The sequence below is a fragment of the Pseudomonas mosselii genome (assembly GCF_005796105.1).
GTDB lineage: Bacteria > Pseudomonadota > Gammaproteobacteria > Pseudomonadales > Pseudomonadaceae > Aquipseudomonas > Aquipseudomonas mosselii_C.
Genome location: NZ_VAUO01000027.1, coordinates 1 through 14,068 on the forward strand (window position 1 = coordinate 1; position 14,068 = coordinate 14,068).

Annotated in this window: 2 protein-coding genes and 1 pseudogene; all 3 read right to left on the minus strand. The window is 64.4% G+C overall.

The window, feature by feature from the left end:
* Nucleotides 1-2,373, minus strand: a pseudogene (locus FEM01_RS23735) (condensation domain-containing protein); the annotation flags it as partial.
* A gap of 10 nt (nt 2,374-2,383) precedes the next feature.
* Nucleotides 2,384-10,270, minus strand: coding sequence for a non-ribosomal peptide synthetase (locus FEM01_RS23740; protein WP_138221855.1), 7,887 nt, complete (start codon nt 10,268-10,270; stop codon nt 2,384-2,386).
* Nucleotides 10,270-14,068: non-ribosomal peptide synthetase (locus FEM01_RS23745; RefSeq protein ID WP_138221856.1), on the minus strand; the 3,799-nt coding region annotated here is incomplete at its 5' end. The genes FEM01_RS23740 and FEM01_RS23745, both read right to left, overlap by 1 nt.

The window sequence follows — 14,068 nt, forward strand, 5'->3', positions numbered from 1 at the left end:
TAAGTGCTCAGGTTGGCGATCGGCTGGCCAATAGGCACCGTGTCGGTGCCCTCCTCGCGGCAAGTCCAGTGGGTCACGTCGATGGCCGCTTCGGTCGGGCCATACAGGTTGTACAAACCGGCCTGCGGCAGCTTGGCGAAGACCTGCTGCTGCGCATCCACCGGCAACGCTTCACCGCTACAGACGATGCGCTTGAGGCCGGTGCAACTGCTCACCTGGGCATCCGTCAGGAACGCCTGCAACATCGACGGTACGAAGTGCANCCCACACCGACACGTCGAAGCTGAACGGGGTCTTTTGCAGCACCGTGTCGCTGGCATCCAACTGATAGGCCTGCTGCATCCAGCACAGCCGGTTGGTCAGCGCGCTGTGGCGGTTGCCCGCGCCCTTCGGCTTGCCGGTGGAACCGGAGGTGTAAATCACGTAGGCCAGGTTTTCCGGGGCCACGGTGATGTTTGGGTTGTCGCTCGAATAGGCGCTCAGGTCCAGTTCGTCCAAAGCCAGAACCGTCAAACCTGAGGGCATCGGCAGGCTCAAGTGGCTCTGGGTCAGCAGCAGTTCGATGCCGCTGTCCTCGAACAGGTAGGCCAGGCGCTCGCTCGGCAGCTCCGGGTCCATCGGTACATAGGCACCACCGGCTTTCAAAATCGCCAGCAGGCCGACCACCATCTCCACACTGCGCTCGACAGCAATGCCGACCAGCACATCCGGGCCGACGCCCGTAGCGATCAGGCGATTGGCCAACTGGTTGGCGCGGGCATCAAGCTCGCGGTAGCTCAGGCGCACATCGCCAAACACCAGTGCCTCGGCGTCCGGGGTACGCGCGACCTGCGCCTCGATCAGGCGTTGCACCGAGGTATCCAGCGGGTACTCAGTGGCGGTGGCATTGAAGCCGTGCAGCAATTGCTCACGCTCGCCACTGGCCAACATCGGCAGTTCCGCCACGCGGGCCTCGGGGTTGGCGACCATGGCCTGCAACAGGTTCAACCAGTGACCCGCCATGCGCTCGATGCGGCTGGCATCGAACAGGTCGGTGGCATAAGTGAAGCTGGCCGACAGCCCATTGTCCCCTTCAAATGTATCGAGCGTCAGGTCGAACTGTGCAGTGCACCGGTCCCACTGCAAGGCTTGCACCTGCAACGCCACACTGGTCGCAGGCATCACCACCCGGGCGTCACGCTGGTGATTGAACATGACTTGGAACAGCGGGGTATGACTAAGGCTACGCTCCGGCTGTAGCGCCTCGACCAGTTGCTCGAACGGCAAGTCCTGGTGAGCCTGGGCCTGCAAAGCCGTGCCGCGGACTTGCTGCAACAGCTCGCGCACGCTAGACCGCTGGCTGAAGTCAGCCTTGAGTACCTGGGTATTGGCAAAGAAACCGATCAGCCGCTCGATCTCGCCGCGATTGCGGTTTGCCGTGGGCACGCCGACACGAATGTCAGCCTGGCCACTGTAGCGATGCAGCAAGGTTTGGTACGACGCCAGCAACAACTGGAACAGTGTGACGTTCTCCTGCTGGGCCAGCACCTTGAGCCCCTGCTCCAGCGCTGCCGGCAGCACAACGGTATGCCGCCCACCACGCAACGACTGCTCCGCAGGCCGCGCACGGTCGGTGGGCAAGGCCAACACCGACTGCTCGCCAGCCAGTTGCTCGCGCCAGTAATCCAACTGCCGCTCGCGCTCCCCAGCCTCCATCCACTGACGCTGCCACAGGGCATAGTCGGCATACTGCACGGGCAGAGCCGGCAGATCGGCGACCTGCCCCTGGCTGAACGCGGCATACAACGTCACCAGCTCCTCGATCATGACCTGCATCGAGGTGCCGTCGGTAATGATGTGGTGCAAGGTCAGCAGCAGCACATGCTCGTCATCGCCCAGGCGCAACAGGTCAGCGCGCAACAGCGGCCCTTTCCCAAGGTCGAACAGTTGCGCACTGTTGCTCGCCACGAAGTCCAGCACCCAGGCCTCACGCGCTTGCGCGGCAACGTTCGCCGGCAAGGCATGCCGCCCCAGTACCAGACCGGCCTGATCCAGCACCTGCTGGCGGGTGCCCTGCGCGTCTTCGACAAACACCGTGCGCAGGCTTTCGTGACGCTCCAGCAACGCTTGCAGGCTACGCTCCAGCGCGTCTGCATCCAGGGCGCCGCGCAAGCGCAACGCGGCAGGAATATGGTACGCCGTACTCAAAGGCTCCAACTGCCAGAGGAACCATTGCCGCTCTTGTGCGTAGGACAACAGCAGCGGCTCGTCTGGCTGGCGCTTGAAGACGGGGACCACGGCAAACAGGTTGATACCTTTTTGCTTGAGCAGAACCGCCAGCGCCTTGCGCTCGTTCTGCGACAACCTACCTACCGAATCGATCAACGCTTGCACCGCAAAACCCTCACTCGGAAATTAGCTTCTCCAATTCAACGCTTGATAAACGTTTGAGGGCCTCCAAAGATTTAGCCAGTTCTTCATCGACCGAAGCCGCTCCCTGGCGCAGCGCCTGCACCTGCTCGGCGAACGCCGCCAAGTCGGCAGACTCGAACAACACCCGCAGCGGTACGTCGACACGCAACTCGTTGCGCACTCTGACCACCACCTGTGTCGCCAGCAACGAATGCCCGCCCAGGTCGAAGAAGTTGTCATCCAGCCCCACCTGGCGCACCTGCAGTACCGCTGACCAGATCCGCGCAAGGTCCTGGCCAACGGGCTCCTGCGGCGCGCGATAAGCCTTGCGTAACTGGCCCTGCTCCACCGACGGCAGCGCCTTTCGGTCAAGCTTGCCGTTGGGCGTTCTGGGGAAACGCTCGAGCATCAGCAAGTGCGCAGGCACCATGAACTCGGGCAGTGCTTCACGCAGCCAGGCGCGCAACAGGTCGCGTCGCTCAAGCTGGCGTGCCGCCGGCTCGCCCAGCCACGCCGAATTCGCCGGTACCATGTAGGCCACCAACTGCGCCCCGCCTGGCCCGTCCTGAGCGAGTACCGCGGCCTCACGCACCTCGGCATGTTCCAGCAGGCGCGCCTCGATTTCGCCCAGTTCGATGCGATGACCGCGGATCTTCACCTGATGGTCGATCCGACCAAGGTATTCGATCACGCCATCGGGGCGATGCCGCGCCAGATCGCCCGTACGGTACAGACGCTCCCCACCGTTGCCGAAAGGGTCCGGCACGAAGCGTTCAGCCGTCAGTGAAGGCCGGTTGAGGTAGCCACGCGCCAGGCCGTGACCACCAATCAGCAGTTCGCCGGCCACGCCGCACGGATTGGCCTGCAACTGGCCATCGAGCAGAAACAGCCGGGTGTTATCGATCGGCCCGCCCAGCCAAGGCTTGGGAGCGTCTGTCGTGAGCTGCTGGAGCGCAGACCAGATGGTGGTTTCAGTCGGACCGTAGAGGTTCCAGACTTGGGTATCCAGGGCCAGCATGCGCTGCGCCAGTTCCTCAGCCAGTGCCTCGCCCCCGCACAGCAGACGGCGCCCGCGCAGCACATCGGCACGCACATCATCGACCAGCATGCGCCACGTCGAAGGCGTAGCCTGCAACACATCGATATTGGCGTGTTCGATGAGTGCCAGGGCCGCCTGCGGGTCCTGGGTAGTCGCCTTCTCTGCCATCACCACGCAGGCACCGACCAGCAATGGCACATACAGCTCCAGCCCAAAGATGTCGAACGAGAAGGTGGTCAACGACAGCATCCGTTCGCCCTCCACCAGCCCCGGACGAGCCGCCATGCTGAGGGCGAAGTTCACCAGCGCCCCGTGCGGCACCATGACGCCTTTGGGCTTGCCGGTGGACCCTGAGGTGTAAATGACATAGGCCAGGTGCTGCGGGGCGACCTTCACTGCCGGACGGCTGCACGGCTGCCCGGCATAGCGTTGTTCGGCGTCATCGAGCAGCATTACCTGCATACCGCTCGGCATCGGCAGACGCTCGTGCAGGTGGCGCTGGGTCAGCAACAGGTGCATGCCGCTGTCCTCGATCATGTGCGCCAGGCGGTCTTGGGGATAGGCCGGGTCCAGCGGGATATAAGCGCCGCCCGCCTTGAGCACGGCCAACAGGCCGATGATCATGTCCAGGCTCCGCTCCACCGCGATACCCACCGCGACATCAGGCCCCACTCCTCTGCCAACCAGGGCATGCGCCAACTGGTTGGCACGCCGGTCGAGTTCGGCATAACTGAGGTGCTGGTCAGCGAACACCACCGCCAGGGCATCGCCGCGGACCTGCACCTGCGCCTCGAAGCGCCGCGCGATGTCCAGTTCCAGGTCATGCTCGCAGGCGGTGGCGTTGTAGCGCTGCAACAGTGCCTGGCGCTCATCGCGCTCAAGCAGCTCAAGTTCGGCCAACGGCCGCTGGGCGCCTGCCAACATGCCGCAGAGCAGTGCCCGCAGGTGCGTCGCCATCTGCTTGATGGTGGCGTCGGCGAAATGCGTACGTGCGAAGCTGAATTCAAGCGAAAGGCTATCCCCCAGGCCTACCAGCAATGCCAGCGGGTAGTTGGTCTGCTCGTGGCTGCGAACCGCACCGAAGCGCAGGTCGTTCTGCTCCGCGTCAGCCAGGGCCTCGGACACCGGGTAGTTCTCGAAGATCAGCAAGGTGTCGAACAACCCAGCACCGCCCTGCCCGGCCCAGCGCTGGATCTCGAACAACGGGGTGTGCTCGTGCTCGCGCACGGCCAGGTTGAGGTTTTGCACCTGCTGTAGCCATTCCCCGACCGGCTGTTCCGAGCAGGGCTCTGCGACCACCGGCAGGGTATTGATGAACAACCCCACCTGGCGTTCGATACCGGCCAGATGCGCAGGCCGCCCAGCCACCGTGGCACCGAAGCAGACACTGCGCTTGCCGGTGTAGCGTTGCAGCAGCAGCAACCACGCGGCTTGCACCAGGGTGTTGAGGGTGACTTTCTGCTGTCGGGCGAACTCACCCAACTGGCGGGTGATGTGGCTATCGATCGCCAGATGCCAGGCCCCTTGACCCTGGCCTGGGGCGGTCGGACGAATGACCGCATCGGCCAGACGAGTCGGCTCGTCCAAGCGTTGCAACTGGTCAGTCCAGAAGGCCTGGTCGGCAGCCTGGTCCTGGCTCTGCAGCCAGCGGATGTAATCCCGGTAGCGCCCGACACGGCTTGCCGGCGCCTGGCCACGGTAGTGCTGGAGCACCTCGCCCAGCAACTGCGAACTGCTCCAGCCATCCATGAGGATATGGTGATGGGTATAGACCAGGTGATAGCGCTCATCCTCGGTGCGCACCAGCAGAAGGCGCAACAGTGGGGCCTGGCCCAATTCGAAACCAAGCGCGAGCTGCTCGGCGGCGATCGCCTCCAGCTGCCTCGGCAGGTCGGCCTGCCCGCGCAGGTCACGCACCTCGAACGGTACCTGGACCCCGCGCATCACCACCTGCAGCGGTGCATCCAGTTCGCCCTCCCAGATGAACCCGGTGCGCAGAATCTCGTGCTCGTCCATGCAGCGCTGCCAGGCTGCACGGAAGCGCTCGGGCACCAACCCCTCGACATCGACCCGCAACTGGTTGATGTAGTCACCGCCATCACGGGCGTACAAGGTATGGAACAGCATGCCCTGTTGCATCGGTGCCAGCGGATAGAGGTCGTCGATGGCTCGCACGTCCACCGGCAACTTATCGAGCTGCGCCTGCGCAAGGCGCGCCAGCGGGAAGTCCGACGGTGTCGGCCCGCCAGCACCTGCGCTCAGGCAGTGGTCGATCACCCCTTGCAGCTCGGCCAGGTAGATGTCGGCCAGTTGCTGCACGGCCGCATCCTCGAAGACCTCGCCACTGTAACTCCAGGCCAGGCTCAGGCAACCGTCGTACACCTGCCCAGTCAGCGTCAGCCAGTTGCCCATCACTGCCAGCGGGCTCTGTTCGTCGCCGGCTGACTCCGGCGCCGGACGAAGCAGTGCTTGCGTATCCTGAGCATCGAAGCTGCTGTCGAACTGGCCCAGGTAGTTGAAGGTGATGCGCGGCGCGGGCAGCGCCGCCAGGGCCTCGCGTACCGAACGCTCGCCCAGGTAACGCAGGATGCCAAACCCTACGCCCTTGTCGGGGATCGCACGAAGTTGCTCCTTGATCGCCTTGATACAGTCGCCAAGGCCACCGTGCGCTCGCAGGTGCACAGGGTACTTGCAGGTGAACCAGCCCACGGTACGCGTCAGGTCGATATCGTCGAACAACGCCTCGCGCCCGTGCCCCTCAAGTTGCACCAAGGCCCCCGGATGCCCGCTCCAGGCTTGGAGCGCGCGCGCCAGCGCCGTGAGCAACAAGTCGTTGACCTGCGTGCGGTAGGCCGCCGGGGCCTGTTGCAGCAACTGACGTGTCGCCGCCTGCTCCAACTGCGAGCCAACGTGCCGAAGCACACGGTTCTGTCGACTGCCTGCCGGGTTACGGCACGGCAATTGATCGTGTGCACCGGCAAGCTGTGCCTGCCAGAAGGCCAATTCGCTGACCCGGGCCGGGTTACCGGCCTCGACGAGCAGACGTTCGCCCCACTGGCGCACCGAGCTGGTCTTCGATGGCAGACGCACCTCAGCTCCGCGCGCTAGCTGCTGGTAAGCCTGTTGCAGGTCCTCGAACAAAATGCGCCAGGAAACCCCATCGACCACCAGATGATGAATCACCAGCAACAGGCGTTGCTGGCCGTCCGCCAAGCTCGCCAGTACCGCGCGCAAGAGCGGCCCCTGAGCGGTGTCGAGACTGCGCTGGGCTTGTTGGGCCAAGGCTTCGAGTGCCGTGGCATCGGCCACCTCGGCTTGCCACAGCACCGCGCTGGGTGCTGCTTGCGAAAAGCTGGCCTGCCAACCCTCGTGCGTCGAACTGAAGCGCAGGCGCAGGGCATCATGCTGCGCGATCAGCGCCTCCAGCGCCTGGCCCAGGACGGTTGCGTCGAGCCGTTGCAGCGGCTGCAACAGCACCGACTGGTTCCAGTGGTGCGGTTCACAGTGCTCAGCGTCGAAGAACGCCTGCTGGATCGGCAGCAGCGGTGCGCTGCCTGTCACAGCCCCCTGCTCGCCTACGCTGCCTGGCGCGTCCCACAGCGCCACCGAGGCCAGCCCCTGAACGGTCTGATGCTGGAACAGTTGCTTGGCGGTAAAGCGCATGCCTGCCTGACGGGCCCGACTGACCAACTGGATCGACACGATCGAGTCGCCGCCGAGTTCGAAAAAGTTGTCCTGGCGCCCGACGCGTTCGACTTTCAGCAGGCTTGCCCACAGTTGCGCGATACCCTGCTCCATGGCCCCTAGCGGCGCTTGCCAATCGGCCTGGCGCGTGGCGAGGGTAGGTTCTGGCAAGCTTGCGCGGTCAACCTTGCCATTGGCGTTGAGCGGCAGGGCATCGAGCAGCACCAGATGCGCGGGCACCATGTAGTCCGGCAGGCGCTTGTGAAGGTCGGACTTCAACTGCTGTTCCGACGTCGCCCCCGCCTGTTCAGGCACGACGTAGGCGACCAACTGCCGGGTACTGCGCACCTGTCGGGCGAGCACCAGGGCTTCGGCCACTCCCGGCAGTTGACGCAAGGCAATCGCGATCTCGCCGGGCTCGACCCGATAGCCCCTGATCTTGACCTGATCATCCACCCGGCCGCGGTACTCCAGCCCCGCGTCGCCGAGCCGCACCTGATCACCGCTGCGGTACATACGCCGCCCATCGGCGGCAAACGGGTCTGGCACGAAACGCTCGGCCGTCAGGCCCGCTTGCCCCAGATAACCACGCGCCAATCCAGCGCCGGCGATGTACAGCTCCCCGATTACGCCAAAGGGCTGCGCAGTGAGCCCGGCATCGAGCACGTACAGTTGGCTGTTGGCCAGCGCCTGGCCCAGCACGGCAGTCCCGCGTCCGCCCAGTTGCAGCCTGCCGGCAAGCACGCCCACGGTGGTTTCGGTCGGGCCGTAGTGGTTGTACACCTGCAAAGCAGGTGCCAGGCGCGCCAACTCCGTCATCAGCCCATCCGAGCACGCCTCTCCGCCGAGTACCAGACAGCGCTGCGGCAGGCAACGCACCGGATCCTCAACCTTGAGCAGGGCCTCCAGGTGCGAAGGCACGATCTTCAGGGCATCGATGCGCTGTTCATCCATGTAGCGGGCAAACGCCTGCGCATCGGTCACCCGCTCGCGATCCAGCAGATGCAAGGTGCGGCCGCTGCACAATGCCCCGAACAACAGGGTGTAGCCCAGGTCGGCGGCGACGGTGGAAACCATCGCCATACGCTCAACCCCCTCCAGGTCGATGCGCGCAAGCATCCCTTCGACATAGTTGAGCAACGCACCATGACTCACCACCACGCCCTTGGGCCGACCACTGGACCCGGACGTGAACACCACGTAAGCCGCCGCATCGCCCTGCCCTTGCGGCAAGGGCTTGGCATGCAACGGATCGTGAGCCGCCGCGCCCATAGCCAGCACTGTCAGCCCGTGGTCCAAGCTCGCCAGCGCACTACCCTGGTCGAGCAAAAGCCGCGCACGACTGTCTTCGAGCAACTGACGCTGGCGCTCGATAGGGGTATCCAAGTCCAGTGACACGTAAGTGCCGCCTGACTTGAGCACGGCCAGCAGCGCCACCAACCAGCCCGCCGAGCGCGGCGCGGCAATCGCCACCACCTGCTCGGGCACCACACCTGCCGCCAGCAGGTGCTGGGCCTGTACATCGCTAAGTCGGTCAAGTTCGGCAAAACTCAGTTGCGCGTCACCGGCCACCAGTGCCAGCCGCTGCGGATAGCGCGCCACCTGCTCACGAAACAACCCCAGTACCGACGGCTGCCGGGGCATCAAGGGTTGGCCCTGGCACAAGGCCTGCTGGGTCTGGCGCTCAGCCAGGTCCCCCAGGCAGACCTCGGAAATCCGCCCGGCTGGGTTGTCGAGCATGCTCTGCAACAGTTCAGACCAATGCCCGGCCATACGCTGGGCAGTGGACGCACTGAACAGGTCGCAGGCATAGATCAACGAAGCGCTGATGCCGTCGGCGTGCTCGAGCGTTTCTAGGGTCAGGTCGAACTTGCTCGTACGTGTTTGCAGCACGTGCGGCTCGACGCTCAGGCCAAGCGCCTGGGTAGCCGCACGCGGCGTCTGCTGACGGTGACTGTGCAAGACCTGGAAAAGCGCGCCATGGCTAAGGTTTCGCTCAGGTTGCAGGGCCTCGACCAGATGCTCGAACGGTAGATCCTGGTGCGCCTGGGCACCCGCGCTGGTCTCGCGCACCTGACGTAGCAGGTCATCGAAGCTCATCCGGCCATCCAGTTGCGCGCGCATCACCTGGGTGTTGACGAAAAACCCGATCAGCCCGGCAGTCTCGCTTCGCTGTCGATTGGCGATGGGAACGCCCACACGGATATCGCCTTGGCCGGTGTAACGGTGCAGCAGCGCCTGGAAGGCGGCCAGCAGCACCATGAACGGCGTGCCATTGTGTGCCTGGGCCAGCTTGCGGACCGCCTGGGCCTGCGCTAACGGCAGTTGCAGGTCGACGCGCGCGCCGCGCAGGCTCTGTTGAGCCGGACGCGGGTAGTCGGTCGGCAACTCCAGCAACACCTGCTCGCGGCCGAGCTGATGCAGCCAGTAATCAAGCTGCCGATCACGCTCGCCGGCCTCCATCCAGCGACGTTGCCACAGGGCGTAATCACCGTACTGGATCGCCAACGCTGGCAGGCTCACCGGGGTCTGACTCGCAAAACCGGCATACAAGGCCATCAACTCGTCGACCATCAGCGCCATGGACCAGCCGTCCGATACGATGTGATGCATGACGATCAACAAGAGTTCTTCCTGCTCACCGAGGTGCAGCAGCCTCACCCGCAGCAGCGGTCCGGTGGCCAGATCGAAGGGCTCGGCGCAGTGCTCTTCGATGAAGCGCTCGATCTGCGCCTCGACCGGCGCAGCGTCCTCTGCTCGGGCAATGTGTGCCTGGCCAATGGTCAATGCCGTCGCCGGCATGACCACTTGCAACAACTGCTCGTCGTGTTGCTCGAAACGACTGCGCAGGGTTGGGTGGCGCTCCAGCAAGGCGCTGAAACTGCGCTCCAGTGCCGGCAGATCGAGGGGCCCGCGCAAGCGCAACGCCACGGGCATGTGGTAGGCCGCACTGTCTGGCTCAAGGTGCCAGAGGAACCACTGACGCTGCTGGGCATACGATGCCTCAGGACGCTCCACGCAGGCGCAGTTGGCGGGGATCGGCAGTTGCCCCAGGCTCATGCCTTTGCTGGCAAGCTTGTCGAGAAACGCCTTGCGTTGCTCCAGCGGCAGCTTGAGAAAACGCTGTACCAGCGCAACATTGTCCAACCCAGCCATCAGTTCGCCTCCAGTTCAGCGAGAAATGCGTGCATATCGCTCATATCTTCATCCAGCTTGCCGTTCACACAGGCCGCGACGGCCTGGCTGTAGTCGGCCAGGGTTTCGGCCTTGAAGAGCAGGTCGAGGGCCAGGTTCGCACTCAGTTGCTGCTGCAATTGCGAGGTGACCTGGGTGGCAAGCAGGGAATGCCCACCGAGTTCGAAGAAGTTGTCATCCAGGCCGATGCGCGCCACGCCCAGCACCTGCTGCCAGGCCTGCGCCACCTGCTGCTCCAGCGCGCTCTGCGGGGCACGGTAGGCCTGCTGCAACCCATCGAGGTCCGGGTTGGGCAGGGCATTGCGATCCAGCTTGCCGTTGGGCGTGAGCGGCCACTGTTCGACGAACAGCAGGAAGCTGGGCACCATATACCCCGGTAACGTCTGCTTGAGGGCGGCGCGAATCGTCAGCCGCGCCTCTGCCTGCCAGGCGCTGTCGCGACTCGACGCATCTGCCAACAGGTACGCCACCAGCTGTGCGCCCTGGCCCAGGTCACGCGCCACCACCACCGCTTCGCGCACCTGCGCCTGGCGTTGCAGGATCGCCTCGATCTCGCCCAGCTCGATGCGAAAGCCACGCACCTTGACCTGGTTGTCGACCCGCCCGAGGTAATCGAACACGCCCTCCTCGCGGCGGCTTACCAAGTCGCCGGTGCGATACAGGCGGGCACCAGGCGGGCCGTACGGGTCAGGCACGAAACGTTCGGCGGTCAACGCCGGCCGACGCAGATAGCCGCGTGCGACGCCGCTACCACCGAGATAGAGTTCGCCGGGCAGACGGCTAGGCAGCAACGCCAGGCCAGCGTCGAGCACCAGTGTGCTGCGCTCGCCGATACGGCTACCGATAGGCGCATAAGCCGCCTGGCAGTGATCCTCGACGCCAGCCTTCCAGATCAGCGGCGTCACCACCGTTTCGGTTGGCCCGTAGCCGTTGATGATCCAGGTCGGACGCAATGCACGACGCGCCAACGCATAGCTCGCCTGCGGCACCGCATCGCCCCCGAAGCAGTAGACCCGAACCGGTGGCGGATTGCCGTCGCGCTCGGCATGTTCGGCCAACTGTTGCAGGTAGGCGGGCGGGAAAGCCGCCACGCTGACTCCTGCCACGTGCATCTGCTGGTAGGTCTGTTCAGGGCTCCACAACTGCTCATCGCGCAGCAGCAGGCGGGCACCATGGGTCAGGCTGGTGAGCCAACGTTCATGCGCACCGTCGAAGGCGAACGACATGAAGTGCAGTTCGCAATCCGCGGTGCTCATTTCGTAACGCTCACCAATGGCCCGGCAATGCATGGCCAACGGTCCATGCTCAACGCACACACCCTTGGGTTGGCCGGTAGAGCCGGAGGTGTAGATCACATAGGCGAGGTTGCCTGGGGCAACGGCGACCCCAGGATCGGCGGCGACGCGCTGCAGGTCGCAGGCTTCGAGCAGCAACACCGGCAACTGCGCTGGCAACGGTAACTGTGGCTCAAGCGCCTCAGTGGTCAGTAGCAAGGCCATGCCGGAGTCTTCGATCAAATAGGCAAGCCGCTCGGCGGGGTACTGTGGGTCCAGCGGCACGTACGCGGCGCCAGCCTTGTGGATCGCCAGCAAGCCGACGATCAGCTCCAGTGAGCGCGCCAGCGCGATACCCACCAGGGTCTCGGGCCGCACACCGCGCTCGATCAGCACAGTGGCCAGCGCATTGGCCTGGGCATCGAGTTGCGCATAGCTCAGTTGCCGCCCAGCACATTGCACCGCCGGAGCATCCGGCGTCTGGCGCGCCCATTGAGCGATACGCTGGTGTACCGCAAGCTCACCCTGCCAGGTATCGGCTTGCTGCTGCCAGTCCGGCAACAAGGCCTGCTGCTCGGCAACCTCCAGCATGACCAGGTCACCCAGCGCCTGGTCCATGTCGCTGGACAGCGCTTGCAACAGGTTCAACCAGTGGCCGGCCATGCGCGTGATGGTCTGCGCATCGAACAAGTCGGTCGCATAGGTCAGCGCGGCGCGCAGTCCATCCTGGCACTCATAGGTGTCCAGGGTCAGGTCGAACTGCGCGGTGCCGGTGTCCCATGACAGTTCTTCGATATGCAGTCCGGCCAGCGGTTGGCCGGCCAACTCGCGTGCGCCACGCTCGCGGTGGTTGTACATGACCTGGAACAAGGGCGTATGGCTGAGGCTACGCTCAGGTTGCAGTGCATCGACCAGTTGTTCGAACGGCAGGTCCTGATAGTCCTGCCCCTGCAGGGCGTGCATGCGCACCTGGCTGAGCAATTCACGGAAGGATAGATGCGCGGCGCACTCGGCCTGATGGACCTGGGTATTGACGAAAAAGCCGATCAAGCCTTCGGTTTCCAGCACGTTGCGGTTGGCAATCGGCACCCCCACGCGGATCTGCGTCTGCCCGCTGTAGCGGTGCAGCAGCACCTGGAAACTGGCCAGCAGCAGCATGAACGGCGTGGCCCGAGCGGCGTGGGCGAGCTTGAACAACTGACTGGCCAGCGGCTGAGGAATCTCGAACATGTGCCGCGCCCCCCGATGACTTTGCACCGCTGGCCGCGCCCGGTCGGTGGGCAACTGCAACACCGTGCTGCCCCCGGCCATCCGCTCGGTCCAGTACGCAAGCTGGCGCGCACGCTCACCGCCCTCCAGCCACTGACGCTGCCACTGGGCATAATCGGCGTATTGCACAGGTAGCACAGCCAGACGCGCCGCGCGTCCTTCACAGGCAGCGGCGTACAGTTCGAGCAGCTCGCTGGCCAGCACTCGCATCGACCACGCATCGGTCACGATATGATGCAGGTTGAGCAGCAACACCTGCTCTTGGCCCCGCACCGATACCAGCCATGCCCTGAGCAGCGGACCTGCCATCAGGTCGAACGGTTGCTGCACCGCCTCCTGCAAGGCAATGGCCAGCTCGTTTTGGTTGGCAACTTCGACGCAGGTCAAGGGCACATGCGCCTGAGCCGCGATCACCTGCATGACCTGCTCGCCCTGCACGGCAAAACAGGTGCGCAAGGTTTCGTGGCGCTGTACCAGGGTTTGCAGGCAGTTTTCGAGCACGTCCTGGCGCAGTTCGGCGTTCAGACGCAAGGCCAGGGGAATATGGTAAGCGTCGCTGCCAGGCTCCATCTGCCAGAGGAACCATTGACGTTCCTGGGCATAAGAAAGCGGTATCCCGCCCTCACGCTTAACCGGCACCAACGCTGGGCGTTGCGCGCCTTGCGCGGGTTTCAGTGAGCGCACGAAGTCATCAAGCAGGGCGTGTTCGAACAATTGCTTGAGCGCAGCGTCAAGCCCCACTGTCTGGCGGATGCGAGAAATCACCTGGGTCGCCAGCAGCGAATGACCGCCCAGCTCGAAGAAGTTGTCCTGCATGCCAACACGCTCGACCTTGAGCACCTCCTGCCAGATCCCAGCGATTCGCGCTTCCAGCTCACTGCGCGGCGCCACGTATTCTGCCTGCTGGCCGACCTCCGGGCGTGGCAGCGCGCGGCGTTCGAGCTTGCCGTTCGGGCTCAGCGGCAATGCGTCGAGGAACATCCACTGCACTGGGATCATGTACTCCGGCAAGCCGGCTTTCAGACGGTCCTTAAGCGTTTCGCGCAAGCTGCCCTCGTCAGAGCTGCCATCGCTTGCCACCACGTAGCCCACCAACTGCTGGCTACCGGCCAATTCCACCGCCAGCACCACAGCCTCACGCACCTCGGGCTGCTCCATCAGCCGCGCCTCGATCTCTCCCAGTTCGATGCGCAGGCCGCGAATCTTCACCTGATAG